The 22,430-nt window shown below is 59.8% G+C and carries 17 protein-coding genes; 12 read left to right on the plus strand and 5 right to left on the minus strand.

From position 1 onward, the window contains the following. The 3 genes from GM668_RS26330 to GM668_RS26340 all read left to right on the plus strand — a co-directional run. On the plus strand, positions 1–1,375 hold a 1,375-nt coding region (locus GM668_RS26330; RefSeq protein ID WP_155441950.1), incomplete at its 5' end, for a response regulator. Positions 1,376–1,383: 8 nt separating this feature from the next. Next, positions 1,384–2,226, plus strand: a complete 843-nt coding sequence (locus GM668_RS26335; protein WP_155441951.1) for a CheR family methyltransferase — start codon at positions 1,384–1,386, stop codon at positions 2,224–2,226. Next, positions 2,223–2,834 (plus strand): chemotaxis protein CheB, encoded by a 612-nt coding sequence (locus GM668_RS26340; RefSeq protein WP_229499939.1) that lies wholly within the window; start codon positions 2,223–2,225, stop codon positions 2,832–2,834. The genes GM668_RS26335 and GM668_RS26340 overlap by 4 nt, the downstream gene beginning before the upstream one ends. Positions 2,835–2,912: 78 nt before the next feature. Here GM668_RS26340 and GM668_RS26345 read toward each other — a convergent pair whose 3' ends face one another. Next, a complete protein-coding gene (locus GM668_RS26345; protein WP_155441952.1) occupies positions 2,913–4,604 on the minus strand; it encodes a methyl-accepting chemotaxis protein in 1,692 nt (563 codons plus the stop codon). A 161-nt stretch (positions 4,605–4,765) separates the two neighbouring features. Between GM668_RS26345 and GM668_RS26350 the strand changes: the two genes are divergently transcribed. Further along, a complete protein-coding gene (locus tag GM668_RS26350) occupies positions 4,766–5,236 on the plus strand; it encodes a DUF2244 domain-containing protein (RefSeq protein ID WP_155441953.1) in 471 nt (156 codons plus the stop codon). Here the strand turns inward: GM668_RS26350 and GM668_RS26355 are convergent. The 4 genes from GM668_RS26355 to GM668_RS26370 all read right to left on the minus strand — a co-directional run bounded on the left by GM668_RS26355 (position 5,224) and on the right by GM668_RS26370 (position 10,451). Then, complete coding sequence (locus tag GM668_RS26355; RefSeq protein ID WP_155441954.1) at positions 5,224–5,841, minus strand: OmpW/AlkL family protein; 618 nt, start codon at positions 5,839–5,841, stop codon at positions 5,224–5,226. The genes GM668_RS26350 and GM668_RS26355 overlap by 13 nt on opposite strands. Before the next feature lie 100 nt (positions 5,842–5,941). Continuing rightward, a complete protein-coding gene (locus tag GM668_RS30955) occupies positions 5,942–9,241 on the minus strand; it encodes a patatin-like phospholipase family protein (protein ID WP_155441955.1) in 3,300 nt (1,099 codons plus the stop codon). 6 nt (positions 9,242–9,247) lie between these two features. Continuing rightward, a complete protein-coding gene (locus GM668_RS26365; RefSeq protein ID WP_155441956.1) occupies positions 9,248–9,643 on the minus strand; it encodes a DUF5675 family protein in 396 nt (131 codons plus the stop codon). A gap of 151 nt (positions 9,644–9,794) precedes the next feature. After that, complete coding sequence (locus tag GM668_RS26370; RefSeq protein WP_155441957.1) at positions 9,795–10,451, minus strand: NUDIX hydrolase; 657 nt, start codon at positions 10,449–10,451, stop codon at positions 9,795–9,797. A 131-nt stretch (positions 10,452–10,582) separates the two neighbouring features. Between GM668_RS26370 and GM668_RS26375 the strand changes: the two genes are divergently transcribed. The 8 genes from GM668_RS26375 to GM668_RS26410 all read left to right on the plus strand — a co-directional run bounded on the left by GM668_RS26375 (position 10,583) and on the right by GM668_RS26410 (position 22,307). Continuing rightward, positions 10,583–11,428: a cysteine hydrolase family protein gene (locus tag GM668_RS26375; RefSeq protein WP_155441958.1), complete on the plus strand. Its 846-nt coding sequence runs from the start codon at positions 10,583–10,585 to the stop codon at positions 11,426–11,428. Between the two features lie 16 nt (positions 11,429–11,444). Continuing rightward, positions 11,445–12,644: a nicotinate phosphoribosyltransferase gene (gene pncB / locus GM668_RS26380; RefSeq protein ID WP_170305850.1), complete on the plus strand. Its 1,200-nt coding sequence runs from the start codon at positions 11,445–11,447 to the stop codon at positions 12,642–12,644. 83 nt (positions 12,645–12,727) lie between these two features. Beyond that, positions 12,728–14,470 (plus strand): NAD+ synthase, encoded by a 1,743-nt coding sequence (locus GM668_RS26385; RefSeq protein WP_155441959.1) that lies wholly within the window; start codon positions 12,728–12,730, stop codon positions 14,468–14,470. Then, positions 14,467–15,516, plus strand: coding sequence for a bifunctional nicotinamide-nucleotide adenylyltransferase/Nudix hydroxylase (locus GM668_RS26390; RefSeq protein WP_155441960.1), 1,050 nt, complete (start codon positions 14,467–14,469; stop codon positions 15,514–15,516). The genes GM668_RS26385 and GM668_RS26390 overlap by 4 nt, the downstream gene beginning before the upstream one ends. A 62-nt stretch (positions 15,517–15,578) precedes the next feature. Then, positions 15,579–16,487, plus strand: a complete 909-nt coding sequence (locus GM668_RS26395; protein WP_155441961.1) for a hypothetical protein — start codon at positions 15,579–15,581, stop codon at positions 16,485–16,487. Between the two features lie 87 nt (positions 16,488–16,574). Beyond that, positions 16,575–19,355, plus strand: coding sequence for a type VI secretion system Vgr family protein (locus GM668_RS26400; protein WP_229499941.1), 2,781 nt, complete (start codon positions 16,575–16,577; stop codon positions 19,353–19,355). Next, on the plus strand, positions 19,339–21,291 hold the full coding sequence (locus GM668_RS26405) for a phospholipase D-like domain-containing protein (protein WP_155441962.1): 1,953 nt from the start codon (positions 19,339–19,341) through the stop codon (positions 21,289–21,291). The genes GM668_RS26400 and GM668_RS26405 overlap by 17 nt, the downstream gene beginning before the upstream one ends. Then, positions 21,288–22,307 carry an SEL1-like repeat protein gene (locus GM668_RS26410; protein ID WP_155441963.1) on the plus strand — a complete coding sequence of 340 codons (1,020 nt, stop codon included), beginning with the start codon at positions 21,288–21,290 and terminating at the stop codon, positions 22,305–22,307. Before GM668_RS26405 ends, GM668_RS26410 begins: the two co-directional genes overlap by 4 nt. The last annotated feature ends 123 nt before the right edge of the window (positions 22,308–22,430 follow it).

Here is a 22,430-nt window from a genome sequence, read left to right on the forward strand (position 1 = left end):
GGCCGTGCCGCGGCCTGCTGGCGCAGCCGATGGCGCGCGGCAAGCGGCCAATGCAGGCGTCTGGGGCGGCAGCATTGCCGCGGCAGCCCATGGCGCGATGGCATTGCCTGTTGGCGCGCCATCCGCGACAGCCGCGCCGATGGCAGCCCCCCGTCCATTTGACGATGACCGCAATCTGCCGCCGCCACCGGAACGGCTGGTGCTGGTCATCGAAGACGAACCTGCCTTTGCCCGCATCTTGTATGACCTCGCGCATCAGATGGACTACCGCTGCCTGGTGGCCTTTGCCGCCGATGAAGGCGTGCAGCTGGCTGCGCAATACAAGCCGGATGCGATCTTGCTCGATATCCGCCTGCCCGACCGTTCCGGCCTGTCCGTGCTGCAGCAATTGAAAGACAGCCCGGACACGCGCCACATTCCCGTGCACGTGGTGTCCGCTGCCGACAATGAAGAAGCCGCGCTGCACATGGGCGCCATCGGCTATGCATTGAAACCCACGACGCGCGAACAGCTGGAAGCCGTGTTCCGCAAACTGGAAAGCAAGTTCACGCAAAAGATCAAGCGCCTGCTGCTGGTGGAAGACGATGCGCGCCAGCGCGACAGCATGGTGCAACTGATTGCCGATGACGACATCGCCATCACGGCCGTGGAATCCGGCGAAGAAGCGCTGGCGCTGCTGCGCACGACCATCTTTGACTGCATGATCATTGACTTGAAATTGCCGGACATGCAGGGCAATGAACTGTTGCAGCGCATGTCGCGCGAAGAAATCGCCTCGTTCCCACCCGTCATTGTGTACACGGGCCGCGTGCTGACGCGGGCCGAAGAAGCGGACCTGCACCAGTATTCGCGCTCCATCATCATCAAGGGCGCCCGCTCGCCGGAGCGCTTGCTCGATGAAGTCACGCTGTTCCTGCACAAGGTGGAATCGGAATTGTCGAGCGAGCGGCAATCGATGCTGAAAACCGTGCGCAGCCGCGACCGCGTATTCGAAGGGCGCCGCATCTTGCTGGTCGATGACGACGTGCGCAATATCTTTGCGCTGTCCAGCGCGCTGGAACAAAAAGGTGCAATGGTAGAAATCAGCCGCAACGGCGTGGAAGCGATTGAAAAACTCAACACGGCGCCGGATATCGACCTGGTGCTGATGGATGTCATGATGCCCGTGATGGATGGGCTGGAGGCGACACGCCGCATCCGCCAGGATGACCGCTATGCGCGCCTGCCCATCATCGCCATTACCGCCAAGGCCATGAAGGACGACCAGGAACAATGCCTGGCGGCGGGCGCCAATGATTACCTGGCCAAGCCCATCGACTTGTCGCGCCTGTATTCGCTGTTGCGCGTGTGGATGCCAGGCGCCGAGCGCCTGTAAGGAATGCCATGCCGCGCAGCCATGTCCCGCTTCCGCCATCGGGCGCCGACCTTGAATTGGCGATGCTGATGGAAGAGATCTACCAGCAATACAGCTACGACTTCCGCGACTACACGGGCGCGTCGCAAAAGCGCCGCGTACAGCATGCGATGCGCGATATGGGCTGCGCCACGATCACTGCGCTGCGCGCAAAGGTGCAGCATGAGCCGGCCGCGTTTTCCCGCTTGCTGCAATTCTTGACGATCCCCGTGACGGAAATGTTCCGCGACCCGCTGTACTACGCGGCGCTGCGCGAACACGTGCTGCCCGTGCTGTCGACGTATCCATCGCTGAAAGTGTGGGTGGCGGGCTGCTCGACCGGCGAAGAAGTGTTTTCGCTGGCGATCCTGTTGAAAGAAGAAGGGCTGCTGGAACGTACGATCATCTATGCCACCGACATCAATCCCGCGTCGCTCGATAAAGCCCGCAAAGGCGTGTTTCCCCTCGACGCCATGCGCGGGTACACGGCCAATTACCAGGCGGCAGGCGGCAAGCGGGCGTTTTCCGACTATTACACGGCGGCCTATAACGCTGCGCGGATCGACCGCTCGCTGTGCGACAACGTGACCTTCGCCGACCACAGCCTGGCCACCGACAGCGTGTTTGCAGAAACGCATTTGATCAGTTGCCGCAATGTGCTGATCTACTTTAAGAAGGCGCTGCAAGAGCGGGCATTCGGCCTGTTCCGCGAATCGCTGTGCCACCGGGGCTTTCTCGGGCTGGGCAGCAAGGAAACGCTGGATTTTTCCATCTTGCGGCCCCGTTTTGAAGATGTGGCGCGGCGCGAGCGCATCTACAGGAAGCTGTCTTGAATACCGCGCCGCCGGATCGGGGGCTGGCGGATGTGCTGCAGGGGCGGCAATTCGAGGCGGCCGTGATTGGCGCTTCCGCCGGCGCCGTGTCGGCCCTGCTGGAAATCTTGCCCGGGCTGCCGCCGGACGTGCCGGTGCCGGTCGTGGTGGTCGTGCACATGCTGCGGGGGCGCTCCAGCCAGCTGGCGGACCTGTTTGCGTCGCGGCTGGACGTGCGGGTCGTTGAAGCGGAAGACAAGCAGGACGTGGCGCCGGGCGCCGTGTATTTCGCGCCCGCTGATTATCATCTATCGGTTGAAAATGACGCCACATTCTCGCTCAGTAATGAGCCGCTGCATATCTTTTCGCGGCCGGCCATCGACTTTGCCATGCAATCGGCGGCCGATGCGTATGGGCCAGCACTGGTGGGGATTTTACTGACGGGGGCCAGCCATGACGGGGCGGAAGGGCTGGCGGCGATTGGGGCTGCCGGCGGATTGACGGTGGTGCAGGATCCGCAGCAGGCGCAGTCGCCGGTGATGCCGGGGGCTGCGCTTAAGCTGCGGCAACCGGATTTGATTTTGCCGCTGAAAGATATCCGGGCATTGCTGGCGATGCTGAAATCCTGAGGGGATGACACCGGCCATGGCTCCCGTGGGGCGGATTTGGCTCGGCGTCCCCGTAAAATCCGCCCTATGGAGCGGGCTTTAGAACTCTTCCCATTCATCCTGCTTCGGCTGCGCAGCGTTTTTCGCCGCAGCTTTTTTGGCTGCCGGACGAGCAGCCTGCCGCGCCGGCGCAGCCTTCGGCGCCAGCGCCACCGCCCGCGACACGGCTGCCACCGGCGCCGCATGGGCGCCCGTCGAGAAGAACCCCACCACGCGCGCCAGCTTGTCCGCCTGTTCCTGCATGCTTTGCGAGGCGGCTGCCGCTTCTTCCACCAGCGCGGCATTTTGCTGCGTGGTCTGGTCCATCTGAGCAATGGCCTGATTGATTTGCTCGATCCCCAGCGTCTGTTCCTGGCTGGCCGACGTGATCTCGCCCATGATGTCCGCCACGCGCTGGATGCTGTCGACGATGTCGCCCATGGTCTGGCCCGCGTCGTTGACGAGGCGCGAGCCTGCATCCACGTTGGCCACCGACGCATCGATCAATTCCTTGATTTCCTTGGCCGCTGCTGCCGAGCGCTGCGCCAGCGAGCGCACTTCCGACGCCACCACGGCAAAGCCACGGCCCTGCTCACCCGCGCGGGCCGCTTCTACCGCTGCATTCAGCGCCAGGATATTGGTCTGGAATGCGATGCCATCGATGACGCCGATAATGTCGGCAATCTTGCCGGACGACGTGTTGATCGCGCCCATGGTGTCAACCACTTGCGCCACAATGGCGCCGCCGCGCGACGCCACTTCCGACGCTGAATGCGCCAGCGTATTGGCCTGGCGCGCATTGTCCGCGTTTTGCCGTACGGTCGACGTCAACTGTTCCATCGACGATACGGTTTCTTCCAGCGAACTGGCTTGCTGTTCCGTACGCGACGACAAATCCATATTGCCTGCCGCGATTTCATGCGATGCCGTGGTGATGGCTTCCGTGCCGCCGCGCACCTGGCCCACCACATCGAGCAGCGCATCATTCATTTTCTTCAATGCCTGCAGCAGGCGGCCGGTTTCATCGTTGCCGCCCGTATCAATGCGCGACGTCAAGTCGCCTGCCGCTACGGTTTCCGCGACAGCCACGGCGCGGTTCAGCGGTCCGGTAATGGAGCGGGTAATGAACCACGCGACGCTGATTCCCATGGCCATGGCGATCGTACCCAGCGTCAACTGCAGGATGCGGGCATTGCTGTAGACTTCTTTCACGTCTTCGCCCGCTTCATCCATCATTTTGGTTTCATACGTGAACACGTCGTTCAGCGCGGCCAGCGCCTTCGCTTGTACCGGTCCCGTTTCTTTGAGCAGGTAGTCAACGGCTGCTTCGGTGGCGCCTTCCTTGCGCATCTGGATCAGCTTGTTGTTTTTCTCGGCCCCGGTTTTCAGCGCTTCATCAACGGCAGCCAGCAAGGTTTTTTCCTTGTCTTCCGTCATCATGGACGCCAGCTTGTCGCGCGATTCCCTGTAGTGCTTGCGCGCTTCGTCAACTTTGGCCAGTTCCGCATTCATCTGGTCGGGATTGGAAACCACGGTCAGTGTTGTCAGCGCCAGCGTGATGGTGCGAACGTCGCCCACCATGGTCCGTACGGCTGCCATCTTGACGTTTTTGTCGTTCAGGATGTCCTGTGTGCGGCTGCCGATGCGCGACATCGATGCCAGCCCCAGCAGCATCATGGCTGTCAGCAACGTCAACACCACGCCAAATCCGACTCCCAGGCGTACCCCAATCTTCAAATTCGCAAGCGACATGACTCCCCCGTATAGTGATTTCCAGAAGAATGTCACATCCTGCTCCGGGTGTCTGCCTGCCGCTATAGTGCCGATGCGCTGATTGTCGCCATGCAACAACGGTAACGGACGATTATGCGTGCCGGCAGTAAAATTCATGCACGAGACCCGGGAAATACGCTATGCCACGCTCAATGGATGACCGGCGTGAAAAACGCGAATGGCTATTGCGCCGCAATTGTTCACTGTCGCCACGGCAAACGCTGGTGGCGTATCTGGCGCTGTGTGCGCTGTCGCTCACCGTGGCGTTGGCATTTTTGCTGCAAGGCGTGTGGCAAGTGCTGATTTTTACGATGGTTGAACTGGCAGCCGTGACGACGGCTTTCATCCTGTATGCGCGCCACGCCGCCGACTATGAACACATCGTGCTGACGGCAGGCAGCCTGCTGGTGGAGCGCGTATCGGCGGGGCGCACGTCGCAGACGGTGCTGGAGCCATACTTTACGCGTGTCGCCAAGCCTGATTCGCCCCGCAGCCTGGTGCAGCTGGAGGCGAAGGGCACGACCCTGCAAGTGGGAAGTTTTGCGCCGGCCGCCCAGCGGCGCCGGCTGGCGGATGAGTTACAGCAAGCGCTGCGCGATCAGAAGCGGTAGCCGACACCAATACCCAGCAAGACTGGATCGACTTTCGCGCGGCTGGCTTTGGCGCCGCCGATCAGCACGTCGCTGCGGATCTGCACTTTTTTCACATCCAGGTTCAGCGACCATTGCTTGTCGATCTTCACGTCGGCGCCTGCCTGCAGGGCCAGGCCGATACTGTCATGTTCGAGGCTGGCGCCGCCGTTCAGCAAGCGGTTTTTCGAGAACGTGGTCCAGTTCACACCGGCGCCCACATAGGGGCTGAAAGTCTGGCCGGGGGCAAAGTGGTATTGCGCCAGCAAGGTGGGCGGCAAGTGGCGGAACGTGCCGATCCCTTTGCCATCCAGATACACGGTGTGCTTTTGCGGGTAAGTCAGCACCAGTTCCGCCGCCACGTTCGGCGTCACGAAATACGAAATATCCACTTCCGGAATGGTCTTGCTGCTGACGGAAATACGGTCAGCCGCACCGGCGCCGCCCACCGGATCGGATTTGTCGGCGGGATCGATATGCACGGCGCGTGCGCGTACCAGCCAGGAACCGGTATCGGCTGCCTGCGCAGCGGAGGCGCCCACGGTCAAAGCGGCGGCGATAATGGCACTGCAAATACGGGTTTTCATACACTTCTTCTTTCTTCGCTGTTGAGTTCGAACAAAGTGTATGAATCCCTAACGCTAAAAACTTTGACACATATCAAAAATTCCCAAAAGCGCTGTATCGTCAATGCGTATGCCGGCTGCCGCGGATGAAGCGGAAATCGTGCACGCGTTTGACTGGGCGAAAGTTGACCGCTGCTGTATTGGGAGCAATACGCTGCGATACTTTTTGCCACGTCAATGGCGACTGCATTATGTGGAGTTCCGGCACGGGGGCCCGGTGCGGCCGCGGCGGCTGCGGCGGCGAAGTGGGCGGCTGTGGTGGCGGTGTGACGGGGCCATGTGGATGCGGCCGGTGTCCGCAATATTTTTGCTGCAATGCTTGCGCTGCCGTGACCAGGTCAGGATACATGGCCACTTGCGCGAACACCGTGTGCGCAATGTCATATCCCAGTTGCCGGTAACTCTCGAACTGGTCTTCGCCATAAAACTGGTCGCCTGTGGATTCATGCGGAAAGCGCGGATGATGGGCTTTGTATTGCAGCACTGCCGCATCTTCGCGTCCTGTCATCGCGGCTTTCAGGTAAATCAGTACGCCCCGTTCGCCGTCGCCGTAATCGATGGCGCCGATGGCAAAGCGCCGCCGCGCCCACGGCGTCTCACTGCCCGCCGCCGTGACGGGCACGATTTCCGTAAAGTCGATGGTGATTTTCACGCCGAAATCCACCTCGCACATGCGGATCAGCGAACCCAGACCATCAAAGCGGTAGTGGCCATCGCATTCCGCATCGCTGGCAATGATGACTTTGCAGCGCCGCCGCACCAGTTCATACACGGCGAGGTTTTCAAAATGCCCGCCATCGGAAATCATCAGGTAATTCGACCGTCCTTCCGCCGCGCCAAACAATTCCTTGACGAGATAGCGGATGGAAAACGATGGCGAAGGCCGCGTGATATGCGCCAGCTTGGGATTGGGGAACCACCATCCGAGGCGCACGTTAAACATGGTCAGCATGAAAGCCGTGCCGGGCGACGTGTGGTACCCCATGTTCGGGCTGGCGGCAGCGCCCGACACGGAAGTCGCCTGCGCCAGTGTCGGCTGCATCGAATGGCCGCAATATTGCGTAATGGGCCGGTACCCCAGCGGCACGTAGCCGCCGCAATCCGTGCGCAGGTAATAGCCGGTGCCGGCCCGGTAAGGCGTCAGCACGTACGACGCCGCATGGCGCGAATGCAGCGACAAGTCGCTGGAACCGCCCAGGTTCAGCGCGCAGCATACGATGTGCAGTGGCCCCGCCTGCGCCCGCTGCGGCCCTGTCGTGGGCGTCAATCCTTCGCCGGCCAGGTCCGGCATCGGGATGTCGTCGTCATCGTCAAACAGCGTAAAGCGCTGCGGTGTGCGCTCACGGGGCACGAAGCGGGTGGCGCCCAGGTAGCAGCGCGACAGGCGGCCCCGGTAAAACGAATTCAGGCTGAAAACATTGATGTCGACCCGCCACGCAAAGATGCTGGCGGCGATCAGCAGCCCGGCCAGGGTCGACAGGATTACCATGTGGGACGGGAAAGTCATGTCGATCCAGTAATAGCGTTCCATGCCGGACAACGTGCAGCACACATCGCTGGCCGTGTACACCATCACCAGGTGCAGCAGCGCCGCCACGCCGATGCACATGCCGGCAATGAAGATATACGGTCCCACCACCGCCAGCCCATTCAAGATGCGCGTGGAAAACCGTGTATCCGCTGCACTGGCCTTTTGCCCTTGCGTGCTGCCGGCATTGCCCGCCATCAGGCCGCCCAGCGTACTGGCTGCCCAGCCGCCCAGCGCGGGCAGTGAAATCCAGTCGCTGTTGAGGGCAACCAGCCCCCATAGCGGTCCGAACACGGCTGCCACGGACACCAGCATCCACGCAATGCCATACACGAGCAGCCACGCACCCAGCCGCGACCACCATTCGCGCACGCCTTCCGGCGAATGACGGCCCAGCATGCCGATCTGCACGACGATGGTCAGTGAAAACGCATACAGCACCATTGCCGGTCCCCAGACCAGCGCATACCATGCGCCTTGCTGCCAGTTGCGCTGGTCCGGCAATTGCGACCACTGGTGCATCAGCAGCATGATGAACGACAGCAGCGCATGCAGCACCACCATGGATGGCAGCGGCGCCAGCAGTGCCGCCACCAGGCTGCGCTTGTCCGGTACGCGGGAAAAGTAAGACAGCGGCCACAGTGCGACAAACGTAATGGCCAGCGGGAATGGCCAATAGCGCCATCCTTCCAGGAAGAATTGGCCGTAGCTGTCGAGTTCGACCATCGATGACGCGACATGCGAACCCGTGGCCAACCCCCACATGACGGCTGCCAGGCAATACCCCGTCAACAGCAGCGGCACAATGACCAGCGCCTGCGTCAAACCCTGGCCGTAATCTATGCGGCGCGGCACGCGGGTGGCAATCCAGCCGGGAATCATGCGCCGCCCCAGGTACAGCATGGGCTTGGCCAGCCGTACGCCGGCAGGCAGCAGGAACAGGCCGGCCAGCACGATGGGAATGGCGGTCAGCAGCGACAGCATCAGGCTGTTGCGCTTGTCTTCGAACGGGCTGTAATCCGCGTAATAGCAAATGCCGTACGCCGCGGCGATACAGGCCGCCGCGCACAATCCGCCTGCTTTCCAGTTGCGCGCCTGCAGCTGCGGCACGTCGCGCCGCGTGGTCAGGCGCCAGTGGTTGGCGGCCACGCCGGAAACCGCCAGCACAAACAGGACAACGGACGTCCAACGCCAGTTGCCCATTTCCGGCCACGCCGTGAACAGCCACAGCAGGGGACGGGGCAACAGCAGCAGCGTTGCCATGAACAGGATCACGGTAATTTGCACCAATAGCGCATTGCGCACCCATGTGGTGATCATGGACCACGAATCCGCGCTGAAAATGCCGAACTGGGGCGAAAGGTAATTCGAATAGCGCCGCAAATGCGCAATGGATTCACGCCAGTTGGCTGCGCGCGACAGCCAGTCTGTCGCGGCCTGCGCATAACAGTCGCGGTACAGCCGGTTGCCGCCGATGGCGGCGGGCACTTGATGGTTGGCCAGCGCATCGCGCCGTGCAGCCGCGCGGCGGCAATTGGCGCTCAGCCATGCGCCGATGTAGCCGCCGCCGGACACCGTCGATAAATAATCGATGGCGCGCAGCCGGTCTTGTTCCTTCAGCGCTTCCAGCACGCCGAGGCCGAACGTGGCGCTGCGGATGCCGCCGCCGGACAGGGCAAGCCCCGTCAGCGCTGCGGCAATGCTTGCCGGCTCTTGCTGCGTTTCACCCGGCTGCTGTTGCAGCGCCCGCCGCAGCGCGATGTTGCGCAACTCTTCCTGCTGCATGGGTAATGGCAGCGTTTGGTCGGGCAGCCACGTGTAGCGGGTTTCCATGGCCTTTCAATGGATATGCAGCAAGATTTTTTCCTTGCTGCGCACGGCTGCTTCCAGCTGGACGAATAAACGGTCGAAAGCGGGTTTGCTTGATGCAATGCGGTCAGTATCCTGTTGCTGCCCGACGAGGATGCAGCCTTGCGTATCTTCCGGCCGGTTGCCGGTGTGAATACGCACGCCTTCAAAATCCGGCACATTCAACAGCAGCGGCAACATGCGCTGGAAGTGTTCGGAATACGTGATGACGATTTCATAGTCGCCGGCAGGGATGGCCGTAACGCCTGGAATTTTCTCTGGCCGTACTGCATCTTCCAGCGTAAAGCATTCGAACTGGCCGTTGACGGACAAGGTGCCGATGGTGGAGTTGCCCGACAGGGTCGTGCGTTGCAAGTCCAGGTTCATGGTGGTCTCCCAGCGCTGATAAGTTCAAGTTAGCGCGCTGTGCCCGCGTACAAATACGCGCTTTGTCACAGCGATGGGATTTGGACCGGAATGGGACGAATTAGTTCACGCAATGTGCGCCGGACGCCACATTATTTTTATACGGCTGAGTTTAAAGCCCCCGTTCCAGCAATTGCAGCCGTTTGCGGTACGCCGCCTTCAACCGGTACACTTGCGCAGGCCGGTGCGCACCGCTTGCCATCATCTTGCCTTCGATGGCTTCCAGCATGTCCATCTCATCCATTTTGCGCCGGAAGCTGACTTTGTTAAGCGGCTCGCCCATCAATACTTCATACACCTTCTGCAATTGCGGCAACGTGAACGTTTCGCCCGCCAGGTAGCACGGCAGGGATGAGTATTGGCTCTTGCTGCGCAGCCGCTGCACGGCGGCATCCAGGATGCTTTTGTGGTCGAATGGCAATTGCAGTGTGCTGTCGACGTCGGCCAGCAGCACGTGTTGCTGGCTGATCAGCGCAGACGGCACCAGCGCGTAGTACGCGATGGAAATCGACCAGCCGCGCGGATCGCGGGCCGGACCGGAAAACGACGCCAACTGTTCGAGATAGGGGGGGACAATACCGGCTTTATCGCGCAGCATACGCATGGCGGCATCATGCGTATCGGCATCCGATTCCACATGGATATAACCACCGGGCAGCGCAGCCACGCCCTGATACGGTTCGCGCTCGCGCTTCAACAACGCCACTTTCAAGGCGTCGTCCTGCAAGGTCAGCAGCACAACGTCGACAGTGCAGATAATGGGATCCAAGGCCGCTCCACTTTACTTAGTAACTTTCGTATCTTAATCGATTCCCTCTATAAGCAGCAAAGCCAAAATACTTAGTTGCACTTATAAACTAAGTGGAATAGAATGCCATCACACACTAACCGGAGTCATCTATGAAACGCCAACTGCACCTGCTGCTGATCGACCCGCAAAACGACTTCTGCGACTTGCCCGGCGCGTACCGCCCGCACAACGCATCGCCGGCCTTGCCGGTGGCAGGCGCGCACGCTGACATGCTGCGCACCGCGCAATTGATTACGGAAGGCGCAGCCGGTATCGCGGGCATCAGCGTGACTTTGGATTCGCACCACCGCATCGATATCGCGCACCCGGCGTTTTGGCAAACGGGGGACGGCGGCGCCGTGGCGCCCTTCACGCAAATCACGGCCGGCGAAGTGCGCGAAGGCCGCTATGCGCCGCGCAAGCCGGCCGCCATGGCCCGTGCGCTGGCGTATCTCGATGCGCTGGAAGCGGCGGGCCGCTACAAGCTGATGGTGTGGCCCGTGCACTGTGAAATCGGCTCGTGGGGCCACAACGTGCACGCGGATGTGCGCGCCGCCTACAACCACTGGGAAGAAAGCACGCTGCGCTCCGTGCACAAAGTCATCAAAGGCACGAACCCGTGGACGGAACACTATTCCGCCGTATTGGCCGAAGTGCCGGACCCGCAAGACAAGGGCACGCAACTGAATGCGGACTTCATTGCGCACCTGGGCCAGGCTGAACGCATTTACGTTGCGGGCGAAGCGGGCAGCCACTGCGTCAAAGCCACCGTGGAGGACATCGCCCGCCAGTTCGGCCCTGCACGGCGCAGCAAGCTGGTATTGCTGACCGATTGCATGAGCCCCGTGGCGGGGTTTGAAGCGCAGCAGCAGGCATTCCTGGCCGCGATGGCGGAGCAGGGCGTGCGGCTGGCAACGGCAGCGGAAGCGCTGGAAGAGTTAAAGGCGAACGTGTAACAGCCAGGAGGATATCGTGAAGGATGCGGCGCCCGTAGTCAGAAGTCTGCTGGAAAATGATTTATACAAATTCACCATGTGGCAGGCGCTGTTGCACAGCCACCCCGGCGCGCAGACGGAATATGCATTCAATTGCCGCAATACGCCGGCGTATCCGCTGGCGCAATTGCAGGCCGATGTGGAACGCGAGCTGGATCATTTGTGCACGCTGTCGTTCACGGAAGATGAACTGGCGTACTTGCGGGGCCTGCGCTACATCAAGAGCGACTTTGTGGATTTCCTGACGGTGTTCCGCTTCCAGCGCCGCTTCATTGAAGTCAAGGCGGAAGGCGATGCGCTGGCCATCGTGGCGCGCGGCCCGCAAGTGCACGTGATGGGCTTTGAAATCTACGTGCTGTACATCGTCAATGAATTGTATTTCCGCCGCTTCGATGGGGACGCGGCGCTGGCGGAAGGGCGCCGCCGCCTGTCCGGCAAGATTGCGCAATTGCGCGCGTTTGGCGAACAAGCGCCGTGCCGCCATCCGTTTGAATTCTTTGATTTCGGCTTGCGCCGCCGCTATTCCGGCGCGTGGCATGAGGAAGTGGTGGCAACCCTGGCGCGGGAAGCGCCGCAATGGTTCAAGGGAACGTCGAATGTCTATCTGGCCAAACAATACGGGCTGGTGCCGATCGGAACTATGGCGCACGAATACCTGCAAAGCTACCAGTCGTTCGGCGTGCGCCTGCGCGACTTTCAAAAGGCCGCGCTGGAAGGCTGGGTGCAGGAATACCGGGGCGACCTTGGCGTCGCGCTGACGGACGTGGTGGGCATGGATGCGTTTCTCGCCGACTTCGACCTGTACTTCGCCAAGCTGTTCGACGGCTTGCGCCATGATTCCGGCGACCCTTTCGCATGGGGTGAAAAGGCGCTGGCGCACTATGCGAAGCTGCGCCTCGATGCGCACACCAAGCGCCTCGTGTTTTCAGATGGATTAGATCTCGACAGGGCGTTTACGCTGTACCGCCACTTTGCGGACCGCACGATGACGGGTTTCGGCATCGGCACGAATTTGAGCAATGACGTGGGACTGACACCGCTGAACATCGTCATGAAGCTCATGACGTGCAATGGCCAGCCGGTGGCAAAGCTGTCCGATGCCCCAGGCAAGACCTTGTGCAAGGATGAGACGTTCCTGGCTTACCTGCGCCAGGTCTTCAACCATGGCAGGCCCTAAACCGAATCGTCAGCCCGCGACGATATTCCGTAGGTCGGGTCAAGCGCAACGCGCTTAACCCGACATGTCACCGGAGCCCCGATATGTTACGCATAGCCATCGCCCAAACCAACCCGACGATAGGCGACTTCAAAGCCAACACCAGCGCCATCCTGGCCGCCATGCAGCAAGCCGCCAACGCGCATGCCGACCTGGTGGTCTTCCCTGAACTGGCCGTCTGCGGCTACTACCCTGGCGACTTGCTGGAAGACGAGCGCTTCTTGTCCGCCATGGAACGCAGCGTGGCGCGCATCGTGCAGCAATCTGAACACTGGCCCCACTTGACGGTCATCCTGGGCACAGCCCGTCCCAACCGGGGACCGGGCAAACCCCTGCACAACGCCCTGCTGATCATCCGTCACGGCGCCGTCATTGCCGAGTACTACAAGCAGTTGCTGCCTACGTACGGCATCTTCGACGAATACCGCCACTTTGAACCTGGCCCGGAACGCGCGTGTGTGCTGGCTGTCAAAGGCCACCGCATCGGCTTTCTCGTGTGCGAGGATGGCTGGAATGACGCCGGCCGCGATTACGCCGTCAATCCGTTTGAAGCGCTGCGCAAGCAAAAGCCGGAACTGGTCATCAGCATCAACGCCAGTCCCAGCAACCTGGGCAAAGCTGCGCAGCGCCACGCCCTGTTTGGCGATGCGGCCCGCAACAACGGTTTCGCCATCCTGTTCGTCAACCAGGTGGGCGGGCAAGACCAGCTGGTGTTCGATGGCGCATCGTTCGGCGTGACGCCGCAGCAAGGAGTGACGTTCACGTGCCGCCAGTTTGAAGAAGAATTACGGATGGTGGCGTTTGACGGCGGGGCATTTAGTACGGGCACACGTATGCCGGCGGCCGCCCAGCCTGTGGATGGTACCGCCACAGCCATTCCGTCCGGTAGGGAGGCGGCGCCGGCAGCGTTTTACCACCGCCAGATTTTGCTGGGCCTGCGTGATTACGCCCGCCGCTGCGGCTTTACGAAAGCCGTCATTGGTTCATCCGGCGGCATCGACTCCGCCATCACCATTGCGCTGGCTGCCGAAGCGCTGGGTGCGGACAATGTCACCGCCATCACGATGCCATCCGAATGGTCCAGCACCGGTTCCGTGTCCGATTCACAGGCGCTGTGCGCTGCGCTGGGCGTGCGCCTGCATACGCACCCGATCGCCGCGCTGGTGCAGCAATATGCGGCGGGCTACCGGCAGGCATTCGGCCAGCCATTGCATGGCCTGCCGCTGGAAAACCTGCAAGCGCGCATCCGCGGCACCGTCTTGATGGAATACTCGAATGCGCACGGCGCACTGCTGCTAACGACCGGTAACAAGAGTGAAATCTCCGTTGGCTATTGCACCTTGTATGGCGACACGAACGGCGGCCTGGGTTTGATTGGCGACTTATATAAAACCGAAGTGTATGCGCTGGCGCAGCACATCAATGCGGTCGCAGGCCGTGAGATTATCCCCGCCGCCGTGCTGTCTAAACCGCCATCGGCGGAACTGGCGCCGGGCCAGCGCGACACGGACAGCCTGCCGCCTTACGATGTGCTCGATGAAATCCTGAAATGGCATATCGAAGGCCCGCGCCTGGCGGCCGATGAGTGGGACAAGGCCCGCGCCTTTGTTGAACAGCTGCGCCAAACGGACGACGGCCGTGCGCTGGTCGGGCGTATCCTGTCGCTGGTGGCGCGCAATGAATACAAGCGCCGCCAGGCGCCGCCCATTATCCGCGTGCGCGCCCGCGCCTTTGGCAGTGGACGGCAATTGCCCATTGCAGCGAAATTTTCAGGAGGAAACGAATGACGACGGCGCCTTTACCCATCAAGCTGGCAGTCGTCATTGGCCGCTTCCAGCCATGGCACAACGGCCACGCCGGACTGCTGCGCCAGGCGCTGGCCAGTGCACCCAGGGTGGCCGTTGTGATCGGCTCCGCGCACCGGGCCCGCAGCGCCAAAAATCCCTTCACATTTGACGAGCGGGTGACGATGATCTCCACGTCGTTACCGGATGCAGAACGCGCACGCGTGTCGTTCATTGCTGTGCGCGACTACTTCGATGATGACCGCTGGTCCGCCCACGTGCAGCAAGCGGTGGAAGCGCTGGTGGATGAAGGGGCGGAAATCGCGCTGGTCGGGCACTTCAAGGATGACTCCAGTTATTACCTGAACCACTTCCCCCAATGGCAATTGGTGGAAGCGCCACGCGAAGGATTGACGGATGCGACGGCGCTGCGCCGTGTGCTGTTCGAAGCCGGCCATTCGGGTCCTGCACTCGATGCGCTGGCCGGAGAAGTGCCGCCCGCCGTGCTGCAATACCTGAAAGCGTGGTCCCTGCTGCCATATTGCGCGCAACTGGCGGAAGAACATGCGGTGATCGCGCAAACCATCGCCGCGTGGGCATGTACGCCGTATCCATCGATTTTCACGACCGTGGATGCCGTGGTGCAGACTGCCGGCCACGTATTGCTGATCCGCCGTGGCGCCGCGCCCGGCAAAGGATTGTGGGCGCTGCCGGGCGGCTACCTGGAACCGCGCGAACGCTTGCTGCAAGGGGCGTTGCGCGAATTGACGGAGGAAACAGGACTGCCGCTGTTGCCCTCCACGCTGGAAGAAGCGCTGGCCGGTGTCCGCGTGTTTGGCCACCCGGACCGCAGCCAGCGTGGCCGCACCATCACGCATGCGCACCATTTCGATTTGCGGCTCGATCATTTGCCCGAAGTAAAAGGAGCGGATGATGCGGCGGAGGCGAAATGGGTGCCGATCGCGCAATTGAAAGACATGGAAGACCAGCTGTACGACGATCATTTCCATATCCTCGATACTTTCCTGCACATGACGGGCGATCGCTGAGCTTCGTCAAACCCGGCGGCGACGGGCATGCCACCATCGCGATTTCTGCCATGGAGATCGCCATGTCCCAGCCGCCATTGCATCCCTGCCACTTGTCACTGGTGCCGCCAAGGGCGCCGTCCCGCGCCCGCAGGCGCTTTGACCGCGTGATGCGCAAGCTGTACCGCATCACGCTGCTGGCTGCGCAATGGACCGAACAGCGCGCTTCCGTGCGCAAAGTCGCCGCGTGGGAATTGCAGCCTCTGAAGCGGGAATATCACCGCCATTTGCGGCAACTGGCGCTGCGCTTTGACGCAGCCTGTGCGGATGCTGCGCTCGATGACCTGCACCGCATCAAGCTTGGCTGGCTGATTTGCGCCTTTGCCGAACAGATTCTCATGCTGGAAGATGATGCTGACATGGTGGATTTGCTGGACAAGCACGATGTGGCGCGCTGCGAGGAAGACATTGCGTGGGATGACGAAGACGTGTTTGCCGCATCCGGCATCACGCATATACCTGCGCCTACCGCACCCGCGAAACCGCCGCCGGAAATCGACCACGCGCAAACCTTGTGGATGCTGCGCGAAATATGGCATGACCAGGCGGGCCTGGACGTGCTCGATGACAAGGAACTGGACACCTATTGCAGCCTGGCGCGGCGGGAGTTGCAGGCTGTATCGGCCGTGTTGTTCAGCCAGTTGCTGCCGCTGGCGGAAGAGTGGGAATTGCCACTGGATGACATCACGCCGGCCGGCGCCATGCACTACCTGCGCCAGGATGGGCTGGAAGTGAAGGCGGCCATAGGCGCCGCCATACGGCAGCTGGAGGAATTCTCGGACATCGGCAAATTGAAGGCGCGGCTCGATGCGTATGCATTGCCGGACGACCCGAACGAAGCGGAAGGCGACTGGTTCTTCGCCATGGAGCAGAAGCCCGACTGGAACCGTTTGTATTGGGAGTGTCTTGGCGAAACCACACCGGCGCCATAGCTTGCTTTAGCGCAAATTGCCTATTGGATACGAAACGCATACTGGCCCCCTTGATCTGATGCCTGTCGGTAATCACTGGGGGACCATATGGACGGCGCAAGAACGTGGATACAGTCGGTGCTCGACAGCGAAAGCCAGCATGGCCGTTTGTTGACGATGGCGTTCCCGCGCGGCGATGGGCCGGCATACGCGGTACTGCTGGTGAATACGCTGCATGCGCGCGAAGAGTTGTCGCGCTCTTTCCGCTACGAGGTGGAATTGCTGTCGGACGATGCGCACATTGCGCTGACCGACATGATGGCCAGGATGGTCACGATTTCCCTGGTGCGCAATGACGGATCGCAGCGCCACTTCAACGGTTACGTGACGGAGTTCAGGCTGCTGGGCGCCGATGGCGGGCTGGCGACCTACCGCATGGTGCTGGAACCGTGGATGGCGTTTACGCGGCTGCGCCAGGATTGCGTCAGCTTCCATGGCCGCACCGTGGCGCAGATCACGGAACTGACGTTGCGCCATTGCGTGCAGCACGACTGGAAAACGCGTTTGACGCGCGATGACCCGCCCATCACGTGCGCCAATCAATACAACGAAACGGATTACAACCACTTGCACCGGCGCTGGGAAGCGCTGGGCTGGCATTACTGGTACGAGCACCGCGCCGATGGCCACACGTTGTGGCTGGCCGATGACACCATGGGCGCCGCAGCCATCGATGCGCGGGAAGGTACGTTCGCGGCAGAGGGCATGCCGTTCCGCAGCGAGGCTGGTTCGCAGGAAGATGACAGCATCCACCAGTGGCAAGCCGTGCGCCGCCTGGGCGCCAGCGTATTGACGTTGTCCACGTTTGACTACAAGTTCCCATCGCCGAGCCATATTTCCGCGCGCACCCGCCACCCGCAGGGCGACCGCTTCGATCATGAAGTGCATGAATATGCGGGCGCCGTGGCCTATCACGGCAGCCGCGAAGGCGAACCCCTGGCGCAGCGCCGCAGTGACGGGCGCGAAGCGCTGTACCAGTACTTTGAAGCGTCCGGCAATGACCGCAGTGCGCAGCCGGGGCGGTATTTCAGGCTGGAAGAGCATTTCAGCGCCGAGGCTCCCCTGGCGGAAATCGGCGATCCGTCGCGCGAAGGCCGCTGTTATTTGATTCTGTCCGTCGAGCATACCGCCACCAACAATTATCAGGACGGGCGGCACGCGGAGTCGAAATACACGAACCGCTTTACGTGCATCCGCCAGCAGCGGCGCTGGTATCCGGAGCGGGGGTATCACAGCACGCCGTGTCCTGATCCGGGTGTGCAGACGGCCATTGTCGTCGGGCCTGCGGGGCAGGAGATTCATACGGATGCGCTGGGGCGCATCAAGGTGCAGTTTCATTGGGACCGGCAGGGGAAAGGGACGGGCGGGAATTCGCCGTGGGTGCGGGTGGCGATGCCGGTGGCTGGGGCGGGGTTCGGGCAGATCGGGTTGCCACGGGTGGGGGAGGAAGTGGTGGTGCAGTTTGTGAATGGGAATGTGGATCATCCGATTGTCACGGGGGTGGTTTACAACGGCGCGAATGCGGTGCCTTGGGCGTTGCCGGAACAGCGGGCGTTGTCGGGGTGGCGGAGCCGGGAGTTGGGTGGTCAGCGTGGCAATCAGCTGGTGATGGATGACACGCGGGATCAATTGCAGGCGCAATTGCGCAGTGATCATTTGCATAGCCAGTTGGGGCTGGGGCATATCGTGCGGGTGGAGAGTGCTTCTGGCCGTGGAGAAGCACGCGGGGATGGGTTTGAGTTGCGGACGGATGGGCATGGGGTGGTGCGGGCGGGGAAGGGGATGCTGGTTACCACGGAGGAGAGGGCGGGAGCCCGTTCCCATATCGCCAGCATGGAAGAAACCGCGATGCGCCTGGACCGGGTGCAGGCCAGTCATGCCAGTTTGGCGGAACTCGCCCAGCCTCATGATGGCGATGCGGCACGCCAGCAAACCGATGTCATCAAGGCGCTGGAAACCCAGCAGCATGCAATCGGTGGCAAAGACGCCAAGGCTCTTGCGTCGCATCTCGTGTTTGCCAGTCCGGCAGGCATTGCCAGTTCCACTGCAGGCAGTACGCATATCGCCAGCGACCAGCACACGGCGCTCAGTTGCGGCAAGAGTTTGTCGCTGTCCAGCGGGGAGAGCTTGTTCGCCACGGTGAAGCGGTCATTGCGGTTATTCGTGCAGCAGGCCGGCATGAAGCTGGTGGCTGCTGCGGGGGACATCGATATTCAGGCGCTCACGGACAATATCCGGTTGCTGTCCAAGCTGGAGATATCCCATACGGCTAACCGGATTCTGATTACTGCCAAGGAAGAGGTGGTCATTGATGGTGGCGGCAGTTATCTGAGATTCAGTGCGGACGGCATCGAGCAGGGCACCAACGGAAACTACGTGGCGCATGCGGCGAAGCACAGCTTTGTGGGGCCGAAGAATCGTGATGTGGATTTGGTGATGCCGCCGCTGCAGAAAGCAAAAGGTAAGGGTGCTCTTCACTTGGGATCGCACGCCAACGCAAGTGGGCGGGCGTGTAGGGGATTGCCGTGCAAGCTTTATAAGGACGGTGCTTTGTTGGAGCAAACGAAGTTCGATGAGGATGGGACGCTGAAGTTCAAGCACGAGTTGGACGAAGCATCGACGTATCACGTTGAGCTTCCGGGAGGCCAGCGCTATGAAATCGTACCAGACGATATGAGCGAACAGCACAAAGTGTGTGCCGGGATGGGGTACCACGGATACAGCAATCCAGGTGGATCAATTGTCGATGAGTGTCCGGATAAAGAACAGGACCGTATCGATGCTAATCCCATGACGCGTGAGGAGGAAAGCAATGGGACGGATGAATAGTAACGCTGCGCTTTACGAAGACAATGTTTATTACAACCGGGATATGGGTCCCTATCAATCTTTGTCACTACCTTGGTGGGTCAAGACTCCGGAGCGGACATATCCTGTGCGGCATGGTTGCCGCATCGAACCTCTGGTTTGCGGCGAACGGGTGTTTGGGCAGATCGCACGGGACTTGGAGTCGGCAAAGAGCAGTGTGGACATTATTACGTGGGGCTTTGATCCTGGCATGGTATTGGTACGTGGCAAGACGGCACGAGACGGAGTTCGTTATGGCGATTTGCTGAAGAAGATTGCCTCTGATCCTAGCCATCCTGTAAAGGTGCGCCTAGTAATTTGGCACGACAGCATCATGACGCACTTCGCTGTTGGCAACATGCCGGGATATTACGGATCCTGGACTACGCATTTCGTTGCGTCGATCAGCCACTATTACAGTGAAGAGCATCAGGCTTACAACGTTGATTGGTTTAAGAGTGTGTTGTCTGGGAACGCACCGAACATTGAGTTGCGAGTTCGGGAAATTCCAGTCAGCCTGCTTTCGCAGTCACTGAACGATGAATCTCCGCCGCGCGCCGCGTCAGCGTTGGGTTCCATGCTGTTCGCGACGCATCATCAAAAGATGGTGTTGATTGATTATGAGCGCCGTCAGGCCGCAATAGGTTATGTGATGGGACACAATTCCATTACGGATTACTGGGATACAAAACAGCACAAGTTCCAGGATGCCAGGCGAGAGCGCTTCTACAAAAAGAACCCAACGGAGGCTTGGAATCAGGGGCCGGATCTTGGGACGACGTCGGGCGGAACGTACACTCCTACAGAGTATGAGCAGCAGCAGAAAGAACGCGCAGTGCAGTCGTTTTTGGACAGGAACTCTTTTGTGGCCATGCCGTACCAAGATGTGTCGTGCCGCGTATGCGGCCCCATTTTATATGACTTGAATCATAACTTTTGCCAAGCGTGGCGCGAATCACGAGAACAAATGTCATTAGCTACAGAGGCACTGTGGGCTGCTACTAGAAATTCCGTCGCTGATGTCTTTTTACGTATCACGCAGGCTGTAGGGGATCATATCGAACCAAGAGCCAGCGAGGCATTCATACGGCAACGTCAGCAAATTCCCTTTAAGGCATTTGCAAGCGAGCAGTTTCAGCACAGTATGCAATTGCTCAGAACGCAGCCCCAGCACAAGGAAAAAACGATCAAGGAATGTTATGCGAACTTGACCCGGCTAACATACCATTACATGTTTATTCAGAACCAATACGTGCAATACAAAGACTGGGTTGAGTACTTATTTGATTGCATTAGCGAAAAGCGGTTGCTAGGGTATAAGGCGCCACTTTATCTCTTCATCTTGACATCGACGCCAGAACGCGCAGGTATGGATGTGCCAACCTATGAGGTGGCTTACCGTGTCGGGTACAGCCAGGCGATGCCTGTCATTCAAGCCCTGAATCAGAGGAATTTTGAACAGGGCGTGAAAGAAAAACCGTTGACCCCTGCCGAGCTGTCGCTTCAGGGAATTAATGTGGTTATGGGATCAATGTGGACCTGCAAAGAAGTACCTGCGGGGAGAAAATTGATGGCGGACGAGTACGAGGAAATATACATTCATGCCAAAGTGGCGATTGTTGACGATTCGGCGTTTACGATCGGTTCCGCCAATCTGAATTTGCGTAGTATGGCAATTGACAGCGAACTCAATGTCTTAAGCCAGGCGAAGGACGCGGCGTACCAGTTGAGGTGCGAACTGTTTGAGCAGTGCGTGGGAAAACGTGGGCCGGAACAGTTTGAAAGCATGAGCGACGCCTATCAGGATTGGCGTAAGACAGCGAGAGAGAATCGTCGCTATAAAGAGCTGGGGTTGCCGCTTAAAGGAAGCTTGGTGGAATTTCATGTTGATCGTCAGCCGGCAAGGCCGTTGGTATGACACTGCTACACCGAAAGAGCTGGCGCTCCCTATCACTCGCCATAATGGCTGGAATTGCTTTATTCGGATTTGCTGTGCAAATGGAGGAACATCACACCATGCATACGATGCCCGGCTTTCTTGAACCATTTGATGCAAAAGGGGACGTACCGAAATGCGCTCGCTGGAAGGAGCATATGCCTGAGAAGCGCGATCCAGAGGTGTATCGAATTTACATGGAAGCGCGTAAGCGGTGGCGCACAAAGATTGCTTGGGAATTCACTAGGGAAGAGTTGTTAAGTATATCCGCGGACGTTCAGTTTGCAGCAAGCAAAGGTGACTGGGGAGCGAAGGCTTTACTGGCGCACTTTTATCTGCAAGGTCTGGGACCGCTGCCGACAAACAATGTTTTGCAGAAGGATCTGAACAAAGCAGTGGAAATACAACGGGAGGCTGTAGCAAACGGCCAGCCCTGGGGATATTATGATCTTGGGGTCGCTTATGAATATGGTTATGGCGATATTGAGCCGGATGAGAAAATTGCGTGGGGCTATTACTTAAAGGCTGCGAAGCTGGGTAGTCCGGACGCGCAGATGGCGTTGGCTGCTGCCTATCGTAAAGCGGAGCGTCCAGAGGCGGAGCTCGCCATGTTTCAATGCGCTTATGCGCAGGGGCACGCTGCGGCGGCAGAGATTCTTGCTATAGATGCAGAGGGGATGGGGCGACTCACAGATTCGCTGAGGCTTTATCAAGATGGCGTAAAACTTGGAGGCAAAAACTGTGCTGCGTCTTTGTACCTCATATTTGGGAAAGATAAGAGTTCTGCAAAAGACAATTCCTTGGATGGGCACCCCGTTACTGCTGATCCCGAACGCAGCCGTCGCTATGAAGAAATCATGAATGCATTGGCAATTAATCCCGACCTTAAATTTGGCCGGCTGGATAAAGTTCTTCCCCTTCCTCCTGCAGCCTTACCAGAGTGGCACGGCATCGAAGCAGCATTAACGCCTGAACCGGAAGGCCCGCCTACCTACTGACAAGCTTTTCTGTCGAAGGAGTTCAGCTTCCATACGGAAATTTTAGAATCGCGACTGTCCCCTAGGGTCACCGCAAGCAAGGTCGGAGATTCTATCGATGACAGTACTTAGTTGCATGGACTG

The sequence above is a fragment of the Pseudoduganella ginsengisoli genome, from assembly GCF_009720865.1.
GTDB lineage: Bacteria > Pseudomonadota > Gammaproteobacteria > Burkholderiales > Burkholderiaceae_D > Rugamonas > Rugamonas ginsengisoli.